Origin of the sequence: Methanocorpusculum vombati (assembly GCF_026891935.1) — an archaeon.
GTDB lineage: Archaea > Halobacteriota > Methanomicrobia > Methanomicrobiales > Methanocorpusculaceae > Methanocorpusculum > Methanocorpusculum vombati.
Genome location: NZ_JAPTGC010000013.1, coordinates 1 through 21,542 on the forward strand (window position 1 = coordinate 1; position 21,542 = coordinate 21,542).

Annotated in this window: 22 protein-coding genes and 1 tRNA gene; 13 read left to right on the top strand and 10 right to left on the bottom strand. The window is 52.9% G+C overall.

The window, feature by feature from the left end:
• The first annotated feature begins 103 nt into the window (after window positions 1-103).
• The 11 genes from O0S09_RS08415 (at window position 104) to O0S09_RS08465 (ending at window position 9,253) form a co-directional block, all read left to right on the top strand.
• Window positions 104-433, top strand: coding sequence for an ATPase (locus O0S09_RS08415; protein WP_268923527.1), 330 nt, complete (start codon window positions 104-106; stop codon window positions 431-433).
• Window positions 420-2,426, top strand: a complete 2,007-nt coding sequence (locus tag O0S09_RS08420) for a V-type ATP synthase subunit I (protein WP_268923528.1) — start codon at window positions 420-422, stop codon at window positions 2,424-2,426. The genes O0S09_RS08415 and O0S09_RS08420 overlap by 14 nt, the downstream gene beginning before the upstream one ends.
• A 5-nt stretch (window positions 2,427-2,431) precedes the next feature.
• On the top strand, window positions 2,432-2,683 hold the full coding sequence (locus O0S09_RS08425; RefSeq protein WP_268923529.1) for an ATPase: 252 nt from the start codon (window positions 2,432-2,434) through the stop codon (window positions 2,681-2,683).
• A gap of 20 nt (window positions 2,684-2,703) precedes the next feature.
• Window positions 2,704-3,291, top strand: a complete 588-nt coding sequence (locus O0S09_RS08430; protein ID WP_268923530.1) for a V-type ATP synthase subunit E family protein — start codon at window positions 2,704-2,706, stop codon at window positions 3,289-3,291.
• A 20-nt stretch (window positions 3,292-3,311) separates the two neighbouring features.
• On the top strand, window positions 3,312-4,370 hold the full coding sequence (locus tag O0S09_RS08435; RefSeq protein ID WP_268923531.1) for a V-type ATP synthase subunit C: 1,059 nt from the start codon (window positions 3,312-3,314) through the stop codon (window positions 4,368-4,370).
• Entirely contained in the window at window positions 4,370-4,672 is a 303-nt protein-coding gene (locus O0S09_RS08440; protein ID WP_268923532.1) for a V-type ATP synthase subunit F, read from the top strand. Before O0S09_RS08435 ends, O0S09_RS08440 begins: the two co-directional genes overlap by 1 nt.
• Window positions 4,663-6,408: a V-type ATP synthase subunit A gene (locus tag O0S09_RS08445; RefSeq protein ID WP_268923533.1), complete on the top strand. Its 1,746-nt coding sequence runs from the start codon at window positions 4,663-4,665 to the stop codon at window positions 6,406-6,408. The genes O0S09_RS08440 and O0S09_RS08445 overlap by 10 nt, the downstream gene beginning before the upstream one ends.
• Before the next feature lie 2 nt (window positions 6,409-6,410).
• Window positions 6,411-7,787, top strand: a complete 1,377-nt coding sequence (locus O0S09_RS08450; protein ID WP_268923534.1) for a V-type ATP synthase subunit B — start codon at window positions 6,411-6,413, stop codon at window positions 7,785-7,787.
• A gap of 6 nt (window positions 7,788-7,793) precedes the next feature.
• Window positions 7,794-8,420 (top strand): V-type ATP synthase subunit D, encoded by a 627-nt coding sequence (locus O0S09_RS08455; RefSeq protein ID WP_268923535.1) that lies wholly within the window; start codon window positions 7,794-7,796, stop codon window positions 8,418-8,420.
• Window positions 8,421-8,609: 189 nt separating this feature from the next.
• Window positions 8,610-8,978 carry a hypothetical protein gene (locus O0S09_RS08460; protein WP_268923536.1) on the top strand — a complete coding sequence of 123 codons (369 nt, stop codon included), beginning with the start codon at window positions 8,610-8,612 and terminating at the stop codon, window positions 8,976-8,978.
• Window positions 8,975-9,253 carry a hypothetical protein gene (locus O0S09_RS08465; protein WP_268923537.1) on the top strand — a complete coding sequence of 93 codons (279 nt, stop codon included), beginning with the start codon at window positions 8,975-8,977 and terminating at the stop codon, window positions 9,251-9,253. Before O0S09_RS08460 ends, O0S09_RS08465 begins: the two co-directional genes overlap by 4 nt.
• 67 nt (window positions 9,254-9,320) lie before the next feature.
• Here O0S09_RS08465 and O0S09_RS08470 read toward each other — a convergent pair whose 3' ends face one another.
• Complete coding sequence (locus O0S09_RS08470; RefSeq protein ID WP_268923538.1) at window positions 9,321-10,070, bottom strand: SDR family NAD(P)-dependent oxidoreductase; 750 nt, start codon at window positions 10,068-10,070, stop codon at window positions 9,321-9,323.
• A gap of 183 nt (window positions 10,071-10,253) precedes the next feature.
• Here O0S09_RS08470 and O0S09_RS08475 point away from each other — a divergent pair.
• Both O0S09_RS08475 and O0S09_RS08480 read left to right on the top strand, forming a co-directional pair.
• Window positions 10,254-10,327: transfer RNA gene (locus O0S09_RS08475), tRNA-Val, on the top strand.
• Window positions 10,328-10,386: 59 nt separating this feature from the next.
• Window positions 10,387-11,487, top strand: a complete 1,101-nt coding sequence (locus O0S09_RS08480; protein ID WP_268923539.1) for a hypothetical protein — start codon at window positions 10,387-10,389, stop codon at window positions 11,485-11,487.
• Window positions 11,488-11,993: 506 nt separating this feature from the next.
• Here O0S09_RS08480 and O0S09_RS08485 read toward each other — a convergent pair.
• From O0S09_RS08485 to O0S09_RS08525, 9 genes are all read right to left on the bottom strand, one after another.
• On the bottom strand, window positions 11,994-13,559 hold the full coding sequence (locus O0S09_RS08485; RefSeq protein ID WP_268923540.1) for an ABC transporter substrate-binding protein: 1,566 nt from the start codon (window positions 13,557-13,559) through the stop codon (window positions 11,994-11,996).
• A 4-nt stretch (window positions 13,560-13,563) separates the two neighbouring features.
• Complete coding sequence (locus tag O0S09_RS08490) at window positions 13,564-14,343, bottom strand: class I SAM-dependent methyltransferase (RefSeq protein WP_268923541.1); 780 nt, start codon at window positions 14,341-14,343, stop codon at window positions 13,564-13,566.
• Between the two features lie 9 nt (window positions 14,344-14,352).
• Window positions 14,353-15,240 (bottom strand): ATP-binding cassette domain-containing protein, encoded by an 888-nt coding sequence (locus tag O0S09_RS08495; RefSeq protein WP_268923542.1) that lies wholly within the window; start codon window positions 15,238-15,240, stop codon window positions 14,353-14,355.
• Window positions 15,237-16,259, bottom strand: a complete 1,023-nt coding sequence (locus O0S09_RS08500; protein WP_268923543.1) for an ABC transporter ATP-binding protein — start codon at window positions 16,257-16,259, stop codon at window positions 15,237-15,239. Before O0S09_RS08500 ends, O0S09_RS08495 begins: the two co-directional genes overlap by 4 nt.
• 16 nt (window positions 16,260-16,275) lie before the next feature.
• Window positions 16,276-17,850 carry an ABC transporter substrate-binding protein gene (locus tag O0S09_RS08505; protein ID WP_268923544.1) on the bottom strand — a complete coding sequence of 525 codons (1,575 nt, stop codon included), beginning with the start codon at window positions 17,848-17,850 and terminating at the stop codon, window positions 16,276-16,278.
• Between the two features lie 148 nt (window positions 17,851-17,998).
• A complete protein-coding gene (locus O0S09_RS08510) occupies window positions 17,999-18,904 on the bottom strand; it encodes an ABC transporter permease (RefSeq protein ID WP_268923545.1) in 906 nt (301 codons plus the stop codon).
• On the bottom strand, window positions 18,892-19,920 hold the full coding sequence (locus tag O0S09_RS08515) for an ABC transporter permease (protein ID WP_268923546.1): 1,029 nt from the start codon (window positions 19,918-19,920) through the stop codon (window positions 18,892-18,894). Before O0S09_RS08515 ends, O0S09_RS08510 begins: the two co-directional genes overlap by 13 nt.
• Before the next feature lie 173 nt (window positions 19,921-20,093).
• On the bottom strand, window positions 20,094-20,852 hold the full coding sequence (locus O0S09_RS08520; protein ID WP_268923547.1) for an SDR family NAD(P)-dependent oxidoreductase: 759 nt from the start codon (window positions 20,850-20,852) through the stop codon (window positions 20,094-20,096).
• Between the two features lie 213 nt (window positions 20,853-21,065).
• A complete protein-coding gene (locus O0S09_RS08525) occupies window positions 21,066-21,542 on the bottom strand; it encodes a VOC family protein (protein ID WP_268923548.1) in 477 nt (158 codons plus the stop codon).

Here is a 21,542-nt window from a genome sequence, read left to right on the forward strand (position 1 = left end):
CCCCCTCCCTTCATACCCCGACCCCCTACCTGCCGCAACCAAAGAACGTAAGTATAAACACTAATGCTCACCTAATATTATGTTGCCGTGAGAGGAGGGTTGGATGAAAACTGAGGTTCTCAAAAGCATCAAAGAAACCGAAGCCCAATGTAAATCCACGATCACTGCAGCCCAGACCGAACGTGAGCAGATTCTTGCAAACGCCCGGCTCGAAGCTGACAACCTGATTGCCAAGGCAACAACCGTTGCCGAGGATTACAAAAAGCAGCGTCTTTCAGATGCACGAAATGTTGCAGCAGCAAAACATGCCGCAATCGTGGAACAAGGCAAAACAGACGCCGACGCCACCATTGCACAGGGAAGCAAAAAACTCCCCCAGGCAGCATCGCTGTTTGTAGAACGGTTTAAGGAGAAACTGCATGTTTCAGCCTAAACCGATGACGCATCTGCTCATTGCAGCGCCTAAAGAGCAGATGGCGTCAGTTGTGACTGAACTATACCGTCACCGAGTCTTCCACATCACCGATTTTGTAGACCAGGGCAAAGAAGGCTATGAAGGTGTTCGTCTAGGCACCCCTCTCGAAGGGGCCGGCGAACTCTCCACCAGCCTCCTCAAAATACGTTCCATCGAAAACGTATTCCAGACAAGCCCTGAAACGCTCTTCGACGTCCCTAAGCGTCCTGTAGCAACGATCCGACAAGCAATTGAGCGTGAACTTCCCGCCATCGAAGCAGAAGTAAACGACCTCACGGTACAACGATCGGCTGCAGAATCCCGCATCCGGGAATGCGAACAGCGCATCACTGAACTCAGACCTTTTGCACTCGTACCGCTCGAGATGGATCTCTACCGCGGCTACGACAGCATCACTGCAATCGCCGGATACATCGACCACGACATTGACCTAAGCGTCCCGCATGAAAAATACTATGCAGCACGCAAAGAAGGCAACTTCATCGTCGTATTCGCCGAAACCAAAGATGTCGCAGAAATCGAACGCACCCTATCTGACGCCGGCTTCCAGTCCGTCACCATTCCAAACGAAACCGGAAGCGTCCAGGCCGCAGTGGACAAATACACCGCCGGCCAGAGTCAGGCAAAAGCCGCATTCGACAACGCAAACGCAAAAATTACCGAGCTCAAAGCAAAATACGCCGACTTACTCGCCGCATGCGACGAAGTACTGTCCGGCGATGTGGAACGAGCAGAAGCCCCGTTAAGGTTCGCAACAACCGAGGAAGCATTCGTCATCGATGGATGGGTCCCCGCAGATCACATCGAACCAATAACCGCGGGCTTAAACCAAGCAACCGGTGGCCGCGTATACGTAACTGTTGACGACGATGAAATCGACGCAACAGCAATTCCGGTGGAGTACAATAACCCATCGTTCGCAAAGCCCACTGAACTCTTCATGGACGTCTATGCACGCCCAAGATACAACGAAATTGACCCGACACTCATACTCGCCATCATGTTCCCGATCTTCTTCGGACTCATCGTTGGTGACGTAGGATACGGTATCATCTTCTTAATCCTTGCACTCTTCGCCAGAAAACTGGCAATGTTCAAAGGAGAAGGCGGTAAAAACCTAATCAAAATCCTTGTCGGCTCAAGTATCTCAACCATATTCTTCGGACTGCTCTACAGCGAGTTCTTAGGATATGCCCTGCCGTGGCACGCCATCATCTTCCAGCGCCACTTAGCCATCGGAGCAGACGCCGCAGCGCATGCAACCGGGCCGGACGCCATGCCCATGTTAATCATGTCCGTATGGTTCGGCATTGCCTACATCACGCTTGGCCGCATCTTTGGCATGATCAACCACTACAGAATGGATCACCCCGGCAAACACCGGAGCAAAGCAATCCTCGGACAGTTCGGATGGATCGCCATCCTCTGGGGTCTCTTAATCCTCGTCTGGTCCTTCTTCTCGATGGAACAGATGTTTGGAATCGTCGGCATGATGCCTGACCTCACCACCGCACCCCTGATCGCTCCCGGATTCTCCGTCGCAGCTCTCGGAGGACTCATTCTGCTCGTACTCGGATGCATCTTCCTCGCGCAGGAAAATGTACTCGACTTAATGGAAATCCCGACAATCATCTCGCACGTACTCTCCTTCTGTCGTATCGCCGCAGTCGGTCTGTCGTCCGTTGCAATCGCCATGGTCGTCAACTACCTCTCCTTTGGTATGTTCATCGACCCCGCCCTTGCACACCTCGATGCAGTCGGTGTAATAATGATAATCGTTGGCGTCCTCATCTTCATATGCGGACACGCCCTCAACGTAGGTCTTGGTATCCTTGGTGGAGGTCTCCACTCGATTCGTCTTCACTACGTTGAATTCTTCACCAAATTCTACGTTGGTGGAGGCATCAAGTACAATCCGTTCGGACTTAAACGCAAATTCTCAGAGGAGTAAAAATTATGGCAATTGAAACTATGACAGTTGAAGCAGCACAGGCAATGGCATCCGGATACACCGCAATCGGTGCAGGTCTCGCAGTCGGTCTCGCCGGCGTCGGAACCGGTCTTGGTGAAATGGGTATCGGAGCAGCCGCAGTCGGAGCAACCGCAGAAGACCGCGACATGTTCGGTCTCGCCCTTCTCTTCACCGTGCTTCCCGAAACCATCGTCATCTTCGGTCTTGTGATTGCACTGCTGCTGCTCTTCCAGTAAAGCGGAGGCTCGTGCAAATCATGGGACTCGAGGTTGTAGTTGACGAAATCAGGGCAAAGGGTGACCGCGAAGCCGCCCGGATCAAATCCGAGGCAGAAGCCGAAGCAAAGACCATAGTTGCCGACGCAACCAAACGTGCAGAAGAGATCCGCATCGCCGCAGAAACCGATGCCGCTCTCCAGGCAGACCGCATCATGATCCGTGAAGTCGCTGCCGCAAACCTGGTCGTAAAACGCGACCAGCTCAACGCACAAAAGGAACTGCTCGACAAAGTCTATGCCGAAGCCGCAAACGAAATCGCAAACCTTCCGGCCGACGTCCACGCAAAAGCCGTACGTTCCCTTCTGAAAGACGCTGTAAAACAGATCAAAGAAGGAACCGTATACGCCAACTCGCGTGACGAAGAAGCTGTCAAAACAGCTCTTGCGGAACTGAAGACCCTTTCCGGATTTACGTTCGGAGGAATCACCGACATCGACGGCGGTGTCGTAGTACAGAGCGCCGATGGCCAGCTCACGCTTGACCTCTCCTACCGCACCTTCATGGGCGAAGTATGGGAATCAAGCCTCAAAGACGCATCGGAGATACTGTTTGGAGCAAACTCCTAAACGAGTGAGGGAAACAAACAATGACTGAGGTAATGAGCGGTCCTGCTCCATACATCTATGTCTCAACCCGTATGCGGGTACGCAAAGCAAAACTCATCCCACGGGAAGAGTATCTCCGCATGCTGAACATGGGTCTCCCCGAGTTTACCCGACTCATTGAGGAGATGGAGTACAAACGCGAAATCGATGAACTCTCCGCATCATTCACCGGAGTAGACCTCATCGAAAACGCCATGTCCTGGAACCTCGCCAAAGAATACCAGCGGGTCATCGCACTCGCACCCGGCGAGATGAAAGGATTTACCCGTGATTACCTGCACAAATGGGATATTCAAAACATCTTGACTATCCTTCGTGGAAAAGTCCAGGGTCTCTCCGACGGAAAGATCCGGGCAGTACTTGTACCGGCCGGCGAACTCGACGCAGCAATGCTCGACCGCCTGCTCACCGAAACCAGCATCGAAAGAATTGTCGAAACCCTGCCCGAAAAGCAGATGGCAGCAATTCTCAGTGCCGGACTCGCAGAAGCACTCGAGACCCACTCCTTTGGGAAACTCGAAAACGAACTCTACAAGTACTACTACGCGACGCTGATCAAAGCAGCACGTGGCGGCATGAAAGGCGGCTTACCGTTCTTAAAATACGTCACATTTGAAATCGACATCAAAAATATCACCAACCTCTTCAGAATCCGTGCACAGGGAAAACCCGACACAAACACACTGGACATCTGGATCGAGGGCGGATCGTACCATGCCGACGAACTCGAGCGTCTCTGCTCGGTCGCAGGCCTGGACGAAGTTGTCGACACACTCAAAAAGAAAATCAAGTCGCCTGTACTCATCGAGGCACTCGAAGCACTCAGAGAAAAGAAACCGATCTACGCAATTGAAGGCATGCTGATTGCTGCACAGCTCAATCAGATGGACAACGTCTCCAAACGCAACCCGTTCTCAATCTCTCCGCTGCTCGTCTACCTCGAAAGAAAGAAGTATGAAGTAGCCAACCTCCGTGCACTCGCCCGCGGCAAAGAAGCAGGCTTAGCACCCGAGGTCCTTGAAAAATACTTGGTGATGTAATGGAAATCGCAGTTATTGGAAACAAGGAATTCGTCATTGGATTCCAGCTTGCGGGCGTACGCAAAACGTACTCCGCAGAAACTCCGGAGAAACTGACCGAGACCATCACCCGTGTCTTAAACGATCCCGAAGTTGGCATTCTCGTTCTTCAGAGCGCAGACCTTGAACAGATCCCGCGTCGTCTGCAGGTAACCATTGAAAACTCCGTCAAACCGACCATTGTAACCATTGGCGGCCAGGAGGCAGGTCTCTCCCTGAGAGAGCGTATAAAGCGTTCGGTGGGTGTTGATTTGTGGAAGTAAGTAATAAACCAGGAATACTCAAACGCATTGCAGGACCTGTGGTCACTGCAGTCGACCTTGACGCCCACATGTACGATGTGGTCAAGGTCGGCAACGAGGAGCTGATGGGTGAGGTCATCAAGATCGATGGTGAAGATATCATCATTCAGGTCTATGAATCCACCACGGGCATCCGCCCGGGAGAACCCGTCATAAACACCGGACTCTCGCTCGCAGTCGAGCTGGGTCCCGGACTGCTGACCAGCATTTACGACGGTATCCAGCGTCCGCTGGAAGTCCTCATCGAAAAGATGGGCAACTTCATCGCACGCGGAGTCACCGCACCCGGACTTGACCACGAAAAGAAGTGGGAATTCAAGCCCGTCGTAAGTGCCGGCGCAACCGTCAAACCCGGACAGATCATCGGTGAAGTACAGGAAACCCGCAGTATCCTGCACAAAATCATGATCCCGCCGAACGCAAAAGGCGGCGTTGTCAAAAACATCAAAGCAGGAAACTTCACCGTCGATGACATCATCATCGAACTTGACTCAGGCGAAGCATTCCCCATGATGCAGCGCTGGCCTGTTCGTGTCCCGCGTCCGTACGTCGAAAAACACACCCCGAACATCCCGCTTCTGACCGGTCAGAGAATCCTTGACGGACTCTTCCCGATCGCAAAAGGCGGAACAGCCGCAATCCCCGGCCCGTTCGGATCCGGAAAGACCGTCACCCAGCAGCAGCTGGCAAAATGGTCCGACGCAGAAATCGTCGTTTACATCGGATGCGGTGAACGCGGCAACGAAATGACCGAAGTGCTGACTGAGTTCCCCGAACTCACCGACCCGAAGACCGGAAACTCCCTCATGGAGAGAACCATCCTCATCGCAAACACTTCCAACATGCCGGTGGCAGCCCGTGAAGCATCCGTGTACACCGGAATCACTCTCGCCGAGTACTTCCGTGACATGGGCTACGACGTCGCACTCATGGCAGATTCCACCTCCCGGTGGGCAGAAGCAATGCGTGAAATCTGTTCCCGTCTCGAAGAAATGCCCGGTGAAGAAGGATACCCGGCATACCTCTCCTCCAGACTCTCCGAGTTCTACGAGCGTGCAGGACTTGTCCAGCCGCTTGCCGGCGGCAGCGGCTCTGTCTCCGTTATCGGTGCAGTATCCCCCGCAGGCGGAGACTTCTCCGAACCGGTTACCCAGAACACCCTCCGTATCGTCAAAGTCTTCTGGGCACTGGATGCAAACCTCTCCCGCAGACGCCACTTCCCGGCAATCAACTGGCTGCAGTCCTACTCCTTATACATGGCGCAGCTCAACGACTACTACGACGAAAAAGTCTCGCCTGAGTGGAACAAACTGCGCAGCTGGTTCATGGAAATCCTCCAGAAGGAAGCTGAACTTCAGGAAATCGTCCAGCTCGTCGGATCCGACGCACTGCCGGAAGCAGAACAGATCACCATCGAAGTTGCACGTATGATCCGTGAACTGTTCCTGCAGCAGAACGGTTTCGACCCGGTTGACACCTACTGCAGTCTCGAAAAACAGCTTGACATGTTCAAGATGATCAAAGCCTACGCAGACCTCGCCTACGCCGCACAGGCAGCAGGCGTCCCGCCGGTACAGATCCTTGCCGTCAAAGCAAAGAACGAGATGCCGCAGATCAAGTTCACCAAGGAATACAAACCAGTCCTTGACAAGATCTACGCAGAGATGGACGCTGAATTCAAAGCACTGAGGGCATAACCATGAAAGAATATAAGACAGTCTCCAAAGTTGCCGGCCCGCTGCTCTTCGTTGAGAAGACCGAACCGGTAAGTTATGAAGAGCAGGTCAGTCTTGTTCTGCCCGACGGAACACTCAAGCGCGGACAGGTTCTCGATACCTCCGAAGACCTCGTCGTCGTCCAGTGTTTCGAAACCACCACCGGTCTCGGCCGCGACACCGGTGTCCGTTTCCTCGGCGAAACGTTCAAGATGCCGGTCTCCAAGACCATGCTCGGACGTATCCTCTCCGGAGGAGGAAAACCCATCGACGGCGGACCGGACATCGTCCCCGACAAACGCCTTGACATCAACGGTGCTGCAATCAACCCGTATGCCCGCGGATCACCCCGTGATTTCATCCAGACCGGTATCTCCACCATCGACGGAACCAACACACTCGTCCGTGGTCAGAAGCTTCCGATCTTCTCCTCCGCAGGTCTCCCGCACAACGAGATTGCACTGCAGATCGCCCGTCAGGCAAAAGTGCCGGGATCCACCGAAGAGTTCGCCGTAGTATTCGCTGCAATGGGTATCACCCGGGAAGAAGCAAACTACTTCATGGCTGACTTCGAGAGAACCGGCGCACTGGAACGTGCAGTCGTCTTCCTGAACCTTGCAGACGACCCTGCTGTCGAGCGTACCGTTACCCCGCGTCTCGCACTGACCACCGCAGAATATCTCGCCTACGAACTCGGCTACCACGTGCTGGTTATCTTAACCGATATGACCAACTACTGTGAAGCACTCCGTCAGATCGGCGCTGCCCGTGAAGAAGTGCCCGGTCGTCGCGGTTACCCGGGATACATGTACACCGATCTGGCATCCATCTACGAGCGTGCCGGTATCATCAAGGGCCTGAAGGGTTCGGTTACCCAGATTCCGATTCTCACCATGCCCGGTGACGATATCACCCACCCGATTCCGGACCTTACCGGATACATTACCGAAGGCCAGATCGTTATTTCGCCGGAACTGCACCGTAAGGGTATCTACCCGCCAATCAACGTGCTGCCGTCCCTGTCCCGTCTGATGAACCTCGGTATCGGTAAAGGCTTAACCCGTGAAGACCACAAGAAGGTCTCGGATATGATGTACTCCGGGTACGCAGAGGGTGTTGACCTCCGCGGCCTTGTTGCCATCGTCGGAAAGGACGCACTCTCCGAGCGTGACCAGAAGTTCCTCGAATTCGCTGACGACTTCGAGAACAGGTTCGTCCGTCAGGGTTCCGATGAGGATCGTACGATTGCACAGACGCTTGACATCGGCTGGAACATGTTTGTTCAGCTGCCGGAGAGCGAGCTGGAGAAGCGTATCGACCGTGACCTGATCAAGACCTACCACCCGAACTACCGGAAGTGATTTGCCATGGCGCTGAATGTGAAGCCGACCCGATCTGAACTGATCAACCTCAAAAAGCGGATCAAGTTATCGGAGCGGGGCTATAAGCTTCTGAAAATGAAGCGCGATGGACTTATCCTTGAGTTCTTCAAGGTGCTTGCGGAGGCAAAGGATCTCCGCAATGATCTTGCTGTCAAGTACGCCCGTGCACAGGAAATGATTGCAATCGCAGAAACTGTGGAGGGAAGTATCGGAGTGAAAGCTGCGGCATTCTCGGCATCCGAGAGCCCGCAGATCGATCTCAAGAGCAAGAACATCATGGGTGTTGTTGTGCCGAAGATCGAGGCAAGGAGTGTCAAAAAGACGCTCACCGACCGCGGATACGGTGTTCTCGGAACATCGTCCGCTATCGATGAGGCGGCGGAGGCATTCGAGGATTTGGTGGAGACGATTATTCTCTCCGCCGAACTTGAGACGACAATGAAGCGTCTCCTTGACGAGATTGAAGGAACCAAACGCCGTGTGAATGCACTGGAGTTCAAGGTGATTCCGGAGCTGATCGAGGCACGGAACTTTATCAAGATGCGTCTCGATGAGATGGAACGCGAAGAGCTGTTCCGTATGAAGAGAGTGAAGAGTAAATCGGAAAAATAATTTTTTATTTTTTCGTGAATCTTTTTTTGAAAGAGAAGTTCCGGCGGTGTCTTTGAACCGCAGGGTTCAGGTACTCAGGAGTACGCTACGCACAGACAAGCTGATAGAAAAGATCCGGGGGATTATCCGGGAGATGATCCCGATCCGGAGAACTCACACCGTCCCGAATCTTTTCGTCAGGTGTATTCAATGATACTTCACCTAAGAAAATTTGAATCTATCCCATGCAAAAAACCTATTATCTCCCCCTCCCCATTATCTGATATCATGCAGGTGCAGGAGAAAAACGGAAACAAAAAAACCATAACCATTACTCCAGACGTTCACCGGAAAATCGTATCGCTGCGGCGCGGGAAACAGACATATGGGGATGTGGTTGCTGCATCAATCGCCGCACTGGAAAGGGAAATGGAACATCCAGATATCCCGTGCATTGACGATATCGATATGGCGGAGCTGGACAAGCAGGTTGATGAGTGGGAAAAAGAACCGGAAAAACACTACATCACCCTTGATGAATCTCGGAAACGGTACGAGGAGAAACACAAGATAGTGTGACATTTATTGTTTGTGTCTCCGAAATTGCTCAGGAGGCATTAGAAAAGCTCTCCCCGACCGATTATGACTTCTGTACAAAGAAAATTCGGTGGGCATTAGAGGAAAATCCCTATCCCGGCCATAGTGGGGATAAGGAAAAACTCTCTGAGAATAAATATCGCCTGCACATCAGTCGTACCTATACGGTGCTCTATCGAATCAACGAAGAGAAAAAGGTTGTTCGTGTGTATCTTTTTGGTACTATCGGTAAGATGCACAAATGTTACGATGACTGAGAATACCTCCTCTTTTTTACCCATCGGTTATCTGTATAGTAAGGACAGGAAATTAGAGTATTTCCCCTCACATCACAATACCGCCGTCCACAGGAAGAATCATCCCGGTGGTAAACGACGCATCATCGGATGCAAGATACACATACGCTCCGGCAAGCTCCTTCGGATCTGCCATTCTGCCGAGCGGGGTAATCGCCTGCATTGCGGCCATCATCGCATCGGTCACCGACGCCGCAACCATATCCGTTCCGACCACACCCGGCGCAACCGCATTCACCCGGATACCAAACGGTCCGAGTTCCTTGGCGCAGGACTTCGTCAGGCCGTTTACCCCGAACTTCGACGCCGAATACGCCGTCTGGTTTCTGCCGCCGTAGGTACCGACCATTGAACTTGTATTAATGATGCTCCCCCCTTTCTGCGCAATCATCACGCGGGCAACCTCCCGCGTACACAGAAACGGACCGACGAGGTTGATGTTCAGCATATCCGTAAAGTCCGCATCACTCATCTCCGTGATCGGTTTTGCCGCCGTAACACCTGCATTGTTCACGAGAATGTCAATGCGCCCCCATTTCTTCATCACCGCATCCACCATCAGAGAAACGGACGAACTGTCTGCCACATCCACACCGAGCGGGAGAATATCTGCAGCAGGATACACGGCACGCAGTTTTTCGGCAGCCTTCTCCGCGGATGCAGGTCTGCTTCCGCAGACCGCAACCCGTGCCCCTTCCCGGATGAACGCCTCCGTAATCGCATATCCGATACCGCGTGACCCGCCGGTAATTATTGCAGTTTTACCTTGCAGTTTCATGAATCATCATCTCCGGGGCATGCTGTCCCTGATGAGTAGCTTACTGTTTCCCTGCATATATCTTTGTCCTATGGATGATGACACACATCATGCCATCGGGAACCGTTCTGCGGCACATCCATTGAAAATATTTATATTTGGGAATGTCGTATGTATTAGAGCACATAGGTGCGAAACACCCGTGGACTCGTGGTCTAGTAGGCTATGACGTCGCCTTGACATGGCGGAGATCAAGGGTTCGACTCCCTTCGGGTCCACTTCTTTTCTGAAAACATTCAAGAAGTCTTATCTCTTCTGCGGCATATTATTTCATACTGTGCAGTCCTCCCGCCGTTCTTTCGCAGTCATTCTCGCAGTTCTTGTTCTCGCAGGCCTCAGCGCCGGCTGCATCACCTACGTTCCGGAACCCCAGCCCGCCCCGTCACCGGACATGACCGAACCGGTTCCGCCGGCACCGGAGAGTACCACCCCGGCAGAAACTCCGGTACCTCTTCCCGCTCCTGCATGGGGAATGCTGCGCTCCGAATTTTCCTGGACATATCAGGGGACAAACCATACCTACTGCATCGACATCCCCAAAACCGCATACCAGTACTTCCGGACGCAGGATCACACCAGAAACAGCAACTATGTACGTTACGCGCTCTCGGATCACGACCGGGAATACGTCAGGGAGATCGCCGGTGCATTTACCGCGATGGGTGAGGATGCGGGATACGACAGGCGGGAAACCATTGAAAACTTCATTGCATTCGTACAGTCGCTTCCCTACACCTCAGACCCGGAGACCACCGGTAAAGAAGAATATCCGCGCTACCCCCTGGAAACACTCGTGGACAAAGGCGGCGACTGCGAGGACGTGGCAATCCTCATCGCCTCGGTACTGCATGAGATGGGACACGGCACCGTGCTCCTCAAACTTCCGCAGCACATGGCGGTCGGCATTGCAGGCGACGGCATGTTTGACGGCACGTACTATCTCCACAACGGCACGCGCTACTACTATCAGGAGACCACCGCCAAAGGCTGGGACATCGGCGATCTGCCGGAAGAGTTTGCCGGCGCTGCGGTTGAGGTGCTTGCACTGGACCAGCGGCCCGTAATGGACCTTGAGTTCACCGCAGAACCCGACACCTCCACCTGGGACACAGCAGTCTACCGCATGGTCGCAACCGGGGAAAACCTCGGACCCGGCACCTCACACGGCCTCCGGCTGGAGGTAACCGTGCGGACCGGCGGGGAAGTATACGATTCCGTGACAATTCCTCTCGACGACTGCCGCGAGCACGAAACCGTACAGGCCAACGGAAAGATCTCCCTTCCCCGACGCGAACCGGTGGAGATAACTGCGGTTCTCACCGGCAAAAACCTGTACCGGGACGTCATCGCAGAGACCGGAGTGTTTCACGCGCCGTAAAAGAAACCGGCAAGGGGATTGCCGGCCGGATATCAGTATCATGAAGTACTGGTATGAAAAAGAAAATAGTATCTGCTGACCGGCCGGATGCAGGGAATTATGATGTGTGTTGTGTGGGTAAAGCATCCGGCAGTCTGGCATGGTGTGTACACTGTTTTGTCCGATTGAACCGATCACCTCCGTATGCAGGCAATAGCATCGTATGATACTAACAATAATTAGTAGCACACAATAGTATAAATACATTCTTTTGTAAAAGGTGTTGCCCGCAAAGGCCGGAGACCCGATATTCCGTGATGTTTTTTTCTTCTGCGCAGTTCCTGTCTTCCCGCGAATTGTGGGCAACTATTCGATGCATGACGATCATTTGCAGCCAGAAAACGAATGTATGGGCAGCACTTTGTAAAAACGGGACGGAGAAAAAAAAACCGCCTGTCCGGCTCCGCAGAAAACACTGCATTCCGATACCATGAATCGGATCTTTCCCAAAAAAAAGGTAAGAAAAATTATCTGGACAGTGTCCACTCCTCAATGTTCCACAGAACACCAACCGCATGGTGTCCGAGAACACGGGTCGTATCAATACCCCGGATACCCGGAATACCGACATAGTTCGCATCAAGGTACATGATAAACACAACACCCGGCTGCTTCGCATACGTCTCCTCAAACTCCCGATAGATCGCAGCTCGCTTCTCCGGATCCGTCTCATGACGGCCTGCCGTCAGAAGTCTGTCCACCTCGGCATTCGAGTATGCCATGTTGTTATTGCTCGCACCGGTCACATAATCGATATAAATCATATCAGGATCGAACTCACAGGCATATCCGGAGATGAAACTATCATATGCCGCAAAATTCCAGTTCGCCAGAACATGCACCTCCATATCAACTCCGAGATCCTTCAGTCCCTTGGCACACAGATTCGCAATATCGACCCGCTCCTCCTCGTTTGCATTCACATGGCAGGTAAAATGGAACTTCTGCCCATTGCGTTCATAGATACCGTCACTGCCTTTCACCCATCCGAGTTTTTCCATCTCCCGGGCAAACTTCTGCGGATCATAGGAATAGATGTCAGCATTCGTGTTCCCGCCATACTCGCTTAACTGGATCGGGCTGTATGCAGCAAACCCGTGCCCGTGTGCCACACTGCGCACAATTGCATTCTTGTCAATTGCATAATTCAGCACCGCAACCGAATCGGCATTGTTCTTCCAGAACGCATGGTTGAAGTTCATGGAAATGCCCCGGTAATCCGCACTCCGGAAATCAAAGTTCTGATATCCGGCATTTCCCCGGAACGTATTCGCATAATTTGCATTCACCCAGGCAAGATCCGCCTCGCCGGTGGTAAGCATCGTCGTCTTCAGGTTCATCGACGCCACCACCTTATAGATAATGCGCTCAATAGTCGGAACCTGACCATAGTAATCCGTATTTCGCGCAAGAACGATCATGTTACCCGCCCGGTCCCATTCAACGAATTTGTACCTGCCGGTTCCCACCGGATTCTGATTGAACGGACTGGTGGCAACATCCTGTCCCGCAAGAATATGTTTCGGCACAATCCCGCGGGTAAAGTAACTGAGCATCGCTGCATTGTGATCCTTCATCACAAACACGACCGTGTACTCATCCGGTGCGCTGACCGAGAGAATATCCTGATAATTGCTTTTCACACTGGAGATAAAATTATCATCAAGCGCCAGAAGCTCATAGGTGTACACAACATCCGCCGAAGTAAACGGCTTGCCGTCATGCCAGACAACACCCTTCTTCAGCAAAAACGTGTACGTCTTGGTATCGGAATCATAAACGCAGGACTCCGCAAGATCCGGAACCGGATTTGCATTTGCATCATACTTCATGAGACCGGAAAAGATCAGATCCACAAGTTCGGTATGGTCATTTATGACCGGATTCAGGGTATCCGAACCTTCGCCGGCATACACAAGCGTATTCTTCAGAGAATCATCGTCCCCGCCGCTGCCGATACACCCGGCACTGACGCACAGAAGAAAAACTGCAGCCGCACAACATGCAAGATACAGAATTTTGCTGGTCTTCATGGAATCACTCCTCCGGGGCTGCTGATGCAGGCTTCGTTCCGGAGACCAGATAATACGGACTTTGCGGGGCAATCTTTGCATACCAGGTCATCTCCTTTCGCTGAATCGCAAGAATCTCCGCAAGACTCTGCGTCCGGACAGCGGAAAGACCGATACGTCTGAACTGCTCCTCAACCATCTCCTGCGGCATTCCGCCGACATTCGGCAGGTTTGACCGAAGCTCCGCACTATACTCGTGGGAACCGTGCGGATGTTTCTCCAGCCGGCATGCAATACCCAGACTGAGTTTGCGGCGCATCGCAGAAACCAACGAACCGTCATCCCACCGGCCATCAATCACGATGAGCGTGCCCGACGGTTTGAGAACCCGGTACCAGTTTGCAAGGGCCGTCTCCGGATGCGGCAGCGTCCAGAGAAGGTGCCGGTTAATCACCGCATCAAAGGTCTCATCCGCAAACGGCGGATTCTCTGCATCTCCCTCCTGAAAGGTCATCGAAAGGCCGAGCTCGGCATTTTTCGTCCTGCCGACCTCCATCATTCCCGCAGAAAGATCAATACCGGTAACGGTATGACCCATCTCCGAAAGCAGCAGTCCCATTGCTCCTGTCCCGCATCCGACATCAAGAATCCGGAGCGGCTGTTTCGGCAGAACACTGCCAAGTACCGCAATCCACGCATCTTTCTCCTCGGTACGGTGAATGCCGTGAGAGACATGACGGTCGTACTCCTTCGAACCGGCAGTCCACCTCTCGGCAATCTCTGATTTCATTGTTTCATCATGCATAGTTCTCTCTCACATCAGCAGAAAATGACCGTCCGACACCTCGGTAAGTACTCCTTCGCCGGTAAACAACGAGGTATCATAGGCAAGACGGGTTCTGCTTCGTTCCAGATCCGGGTCCGGTACCGGTGCCGATGAGATCAGCGACGCCGTGTAGGGATGCAGCGGATGCTGGAACAGTTCTTTTGTCGGTGCAAGTTCCACGATCTTTCCTTTCAGCATCACCGCAATGCGGGTGGAAAGAAACCGGACCATCGATAAATCATGGGCAATGAAGATGAAGGAAAACCCTTCCGTCTTCTGCAGATGCTGGAACAGGGTAACAATCTGTGCCTGAATGGAAATATCCAGAGAGGCAATCGGCTCGTCGGCAATAATCAAATCCGGACGAATCGCAATACTGCGGGCAATGGCAACACGCTGCCGCATCCCGCCGGAAAGCTCACCCGGATACTTGTGCCGGTAGGCAGCGGAAAGCCCGACCTGAGCAAGACAGGCCAGCACCCGCTCTTCCCGTTCCTCGCGGGAAGCATACACACGATTCACCAGTAAGGGCTCGGCAACGATATCCTCAACCGTCATATGCGGATTGAGAGCGGCGGCTGAGTCCTGAAAAATAATCTGCATGTTCCGGTGGACATCATCCTTCACCTCTTTGGGGAGATGTTTTGCGGAGATGAGGTTTCCCTTAAAGTAAATCTCGCCGCCGGTAATTGCATTGACACCGAGGATACTTTTTGCAACGGTGGACTTGCCGCTCCCCGTCTCGCCGACGATGCCGAAGACCTCACCGGCGTCCACGGAAAAATCAATACCGTCAACCGCCCGGATAGTTACGGAACGATTGATCGGAAAGTGCTGGACCAGCCCGACAACATCCAGAACCGGTGTGGCGGTCATTTCGGAACACCTTCCTTCCGCCGCAGGGATACGGGAGAGGGTATCTGCGGTGCACGGGGATCCAGCAGCCACGTAGCCGCGGCGTGGGTCGGGGAGACCGCAAAGAACGGCGGCATCTCCTCATAATCAATCTGTAACGCATACTCATTGCGGTACGCAAACACATCGCCTTCCGGCGGATTCAGCATCACGGGCGGCATGCCCGGAATGCAGTGCAGCGGTTCGCCTTCCCGTGCCACGGACGGCAGGGACTGCATCAGTCCCCACGTATAGGGGTGACGGGGATCATAGAAGATCTCGTCCACCTGCCCGATCTCCACAATCTTTCCGGCATACATAATTGCCACGCGGTCGGCAATCCGGGCAACGACACCAAGGTCATGGGAGACGAACACAATCGTAAGACCAAGTTTGTCCCGCAGTTCCACAAGCAGATCCAGAATCTTTGCCTGTACCGTCACGTCAAGAGCGGTTGTCGGTTCGTCGGCAAACAGAATCTTGGGATTGGAAGCAAGAGCGATGGCAAGAACACACCGCTGCCGCATCCCGCCGGAGAAGAAATGCGGCTGCAGATCGTAGCGGACAACGGGGTCATCGATACCGATCAGTTCAAGCAGTTCCAGAGCACGTGCTTTTGCCGCATCTTTGCCTACGTTGCTGTGTTTCAGTACCGCTTCGGTGATCTGTTTTCCAATCGGCATGGTCGGGTTCAGGGTGGTCATCGGGTCCTGAAAGATCATCGAAAAAAGATTCCCGCGAAGGTTGCGCATCTCTCTCTCCGAACATCCGGTGATCTCCGTTCCGTCAACCGTGATCGTACCGGAAACGATTTTGGCGTTCTTGGGAAGAAGTTTCATCACCGACTGACAAAGAACCGTCTTTCCGCAGCCCGACTCCCCGACAATTGCGAGGATCTCTCCTTTTTTCACACAGAGATCGACACCCCGAACTGCACAGACCTCACCATCCGGCGTATCGAAATGAATCGAGAGATTGTTGATTTCTAATATTTCGGCCATTGGTGAAAAAGAAAAATTATTTGGAGAGGGTCCACTCTTCAATGTTCCACATAACACCGACCGCATGGTGTCCGAGGACACGGGTCGTGTCAAGACCGGAAAGACCGGCAATACTGACGTAGTTACCGTCAAGGTATGCGGTTAACACAATGCCCGGACTCTTCGCATAGACCGTCTCGAACTCCTGATAGAGAGCTTTTCTCTTCTCCGTGTCGGTCTCATGCCGGCCGGCGGTGAGCAGGCGGTCAACCTCGGCGTTGGAGTACTGCATGGTGTTGTCACTTGCGCCGGTAACGTAGTTTGCATACACCATATCCGGATCGAACTGGGCAGCGTAACCGGAGAGGAAACCGTTGTATCCTTTGTCCCATTCGAACTTGGTAACAACAACAATCTCCATGTCAACACCTGCTTCTTTGAGCATGCGGGAACAGAGGTTGGCAATATCGATACGTTCCTCTTCATGACCGCGGACCTGAATGGTGAAGTGGAACTTCTGACCGTTGCGTTCGTAGATGCCGTCACTGCCTTTCACCCATCCGAGTTTTTCCATTTCCTGTGCAAACAGGGCAGGATCATACGGGTAGATATCGGCTGCGGGGTTTCCTCCGTAGTCGCTTAACTGAATCGGGCTGAAGGCTGCAACACCCCTTCCGTCAAGAACACTGGTAACGATGGCCTGTTTGTCGATTGCATAGTTCAGTACGCCAATCGAGTCCCCGTTCTCCTGCCAGAACTTTGTCCGGAAGTCCATGGACATTCCGCGGTAGTCGGCGGTCTTGAAGTCGATGTTTTTGTAGTTTTGATTGCCGCGGAACGTTTTTGCGTAGTTTGCGTTCAGCCAGGCAAGGTCTGCTTCACCGGTGGAGAGCATGGTTGCTTTCGTGCTTTCGACCGCGACCGTCTTGTAGATGACGCGCTCAATGTTTGGAACTTTTCCGTAGTAGTTGGTGTTGCGTTCAAGAATGATCATACCGCCGGCGGTATCCCACTCAACAAACCGGTACTTGCCGGTACCGATCGGATGCTGATTGAAGGAGTCCGTGTTGATGTCCTTTCCTTTGAGCAGGTGTTCGGGCAGGATACCAATCGTGAAGTAATCCAGCATTGCCGCATTGGTGTCCCCCATTCTGAAGACGACCGTGTGGTCATCGGGTGCGGTTACGGAGGCAATGTCTTCGTAGTTGCTGGTGACACTGGACGAGATCGTCTCATCGTGCATCAGCACGTCATAGGTAAACACGACGTCGGATGCCGTGAACGGTTTGCCGTCATGCCAGGTCACTCCTTTTCGGAGCGTGAAGGTGTAGGTCATCGTTGCAGGATCATACGTAAAGGATTCAGCGAGATCCACGATCGGTTTGCCGTTTGCATCATACTTCATCAGACCCGAACAGATGAGATCGGCAAGTTCCGAGTGGCTGTTTAAAACCGGATTGATCGTGTCTTCCGACTCACCTGCATATACCAGAGTGTTTTTCAGCGAGACATCTTCGGTGGTTCCGCTGGTTCCAACACAACCCGCAGAAATGGTAAGAAGCAGCACTGCAGCAATACAGCACAGAATAAATGGCGTTGTTCGTTTTTTCACAGATTTCACATCCCAGATTGAGACTACAGTTAACGCTTTTGAGTAATACGAATTTTAAAATTCACACCCACTAAGCATTACGATATTGTGGTTAATGAGGTATAAATATTACATAAAAATAATTTGGTAGCAAAAAAGAAGAATGATATCAGAGTCTGCTCGGTTTTTTGTTTGACTCTTTTCGGAAGTAATTCGCAATTGAGGTGATACAGCTCAGGGTTACCACGAGGAAAACACCCGGGATAATAATTACCCACCAGGTATTGAGAAGCAGGGCGCGGTTTGCCAGCGAGAGCAGGCTTCCCCAGGAAAGCACGTCCAGCGGCAGACCGAGACCGAGGAAACTCAGGGTTGATTCCATGGTAATGCAGGCGCTGATGCTGGAGATGACGACGAACATGATGGCCGGAATAATGTTGGGGACCAGATGGATGCGAAGGAGGTGCCAGAAATCCGAACCCATGGCTTTGGCGGCGAGGACGTACTCGTTGTTCCGGATCTGCCGGACCTCGCTTCTGACAATTCTTGCGAGGGCAAACCAGGAGGTCACGGCAATAACAAACGAGATGGAAAATACGTTCTGGGTACCGAAAACCGCCATCAGAAGAATGCAGAGAAGAATGGTCGGAATGCTGTGGAACAGTTCCACCACTCTCTGCATGAGGATATCTCCCCTGGTGTTGACAAGACCATTGACACAGCCGTAGGTAACACCGATAATCGTTACGATGACCATTCCCAGAATACCGATAACAAGGGAACTGCGGCCGCCGTACCAGATCGCCGAGAACAGGTCGCGCCCGAGTGAATCGGTTCCGAACAGAAACTCAGGCGAGGGTGCTTCGTTGAGATGGTCGAGGTAGTACATCGTCGGGTCGTGGACACAGATCAGGTCAGCGAAGATACAGCCGAGAACAACTCCCGCGAGGATACTGATGGATACCCAGGGATAGGTGCGCAGGAAAGCAAACCGCGATCGGGGCGCGGCAGCCGGCGTCCACTCCCGGTAGTTTGGGCCGACAACGACGAACCGGCTGTCGTCTACTCCTCCCATACGCTGCCTCCGGTATCTTTCATGCGGGGATCGATGACCTCGTTGATCGTATAGGCGGCCATACTGCTGAGGATGACCATGCCGCCGATGAGGAGAACCAGCAGCATCAGAAGATTGTAGTCATGATACTTTGCGGCGTTGACCGCCATGTTTCCGATTCCCGGGTAGTTGAAGACGGCTTCGGCGATGACGGTACCGCTGAGGACATGCGGGATGGAGATTGCCATGAGGTTGATGATGGTCGGGGCGATGTTGCGCAGGGAATGTTTCCAGACAATTTCCTGCTTTCCGAGACCTTTGGATTTTGCGAGCAGAACATAATCCTTTCTGTTCTCGTCAAGGAGTTTGTTGCGGATCATGTAGGCATAGTACCAGATGTGGCTGGCGATCATGACTACCAGCGGGAGAATCAGATGATGAATGCGGTTGAGAAGGTTGCCGCTCTGACCATAGTCATAAGCGCCGCTGCTGGGGAACCAGCCAAGATTGATACTGAAGATCAGTACCAGTACCAGACCGAGCCAGAATGCAGGGATAAAGTAGGTGACTGTACCGAGTTTACAGACGAGCCGGTCAAAGAGACTGTCTTCATGCAGGGCACAGGCAACCGCAAGGAGGAGCGCGAAGAGAAATACCAGAAGGTAAGCGGTTACCCCTAAGATCAGAGTGTTGCCGATTAACGGGGCAATAACATCCAGCGCGGGAATTTTGTACTGCAGGGAGAGACCGAAGTTTCCGACAAGGATACCGGCGAGCCAGGTGATGTACTGGATATGCAGCGGGCCGTCCAGACCGAGCCGTATACGTGCGGCGTCGAGCTCTGCCTGACTCATGGTTTCAATCGCGTCACCATAAAATGCCACCAGCGGATCGCCGGGGGCAAGCCGGGCAAACGTAAAAACAATGAGGGAAAGGAAAAACATCGACACCAGGAAGATAAGGAAGCTTTTGAGAATCTTTCCATAGACAGGGCTGTGTCCCCAAACTGCGGAAAGCCTGTGCTGTAAATTCTTCATGTGTGCTATTAGTTGTACATTTCGCAGAGATTAATGTTACTAATTTTTTAAAAGGTATTATCGAGTGACATCATGACGACATATATGACATACACAGAGGATGTGCCGGACCGGGAAGGATCACAGAAGAAGAGATAAAATTGATCTGATCGGAAATGATCTGCAAAAAAAAGTTATGGCCGAAGCCCGCTGCCGCCCTGTACGGTGAAGGTCTCGCCGCTGATGTAGGCGGCATCTTCGGATGCAAGGAAGACGCAGATTCTGCCGATGTCTTTTTCCGGGTCACCGAATCTGCCGAGCGGGATACCTTTGATGGTCTGCTCGTAGACCTCGGGATACTCGCGCCGCCACTGATCCAGCGACTCGGTGTAGACCAGCGGGCAGACGACGTTTACATTGATGCCGAACGGTCCCCACTCGGTTGCCGCAACCCGCGACATGCCGCGGATGCCTTCCTTTGCCGCGGCATACGAGGACTGTCCGGGTTTGCCGAACAGACCGGCGCCCGATGCAAAGTTAATGACGCTTCCCTTTGTTTCCTTCAGATACGGGAAGCACTCCCGCATGTAGAAGAACGCGGCATACAGGCCCGAGTTGATCGCCAGATCAAACTGCTCTTTCGTGTGATCGGCAAGCATCACGCCGGAGGCGGAGACCTGGGCGTTGTTGATCAGCACATCGATCTTCCCGAACCGGTCAACTGCCTGTCTGACCGCAGCTTTCACCTCGTCTTCATGTCCGCCGTCGGCGGCAACCGGCAGGACCGACACGCCATAGGCTTCAAGGGTCTTCTGTGCGTCTTCCAGCCGCGACACGGTTCTTCCGGTGATGACCAGATTCGCACCTTCTTTTGCGAATGCTGTTGCAATGCCGAATCCGATACCTTTTCCGCCGCCGGTGATGAGGACGACTTTGTTCTCCATCTTTCCCATGATTCTGTACCTCTTAGATGATCTTTCAGTCTTGTCTGAGGGAATATATACTCTCCGGATGAAACGGTGTTACCCATAACGTCCTGATATCCACGGAAAACACTGAACTGTGATGCCACAAAAGGATTTAGTTGATTTCTCCGGAACGTGTTTTTCTGAAAATTGCAGGCGGGTGAGTGAGGAGTCTGGCAGGATGAGATAAAGAAACGCAAATCAGAGACAGGAGTTTTTGATCCGCTCCACCATCTCAGGCGGATGCTGGGTCTTCGCCGCCGTTTCCTCCACACTCATCCCGCCTGCAAGACAGCGGCGGATCACGACCTCCATACTCTCGCCGATCTCAATCATGTGCAGATTCGGATCATAGATGCGGACAACCCGCTGTCCCCACGGATGCTCAACCACATCGTGGACATACCGGATATCCGGCATCGCCTTCAGGCGGGAAACGAAGGCGTCGAACTCCTCCTCCTCAAAGTACAGCTCCATGTTGTGCGGGCGGCAGAAGATCGTCTCCTCGGAAACACCGGTCATCTGCGCAAACGAAGCCAGGGACTGCAGTGCCGGACCGCCGGCAAACGAGACGTTCTCCCCGAAGTCATACTCCACCTCAAGACCGAACAGTTCCCGGTAAAACCGGACCGAGGCGGCAATATCCTTTACCACCACAAGCGGACAGACGAACTTCAT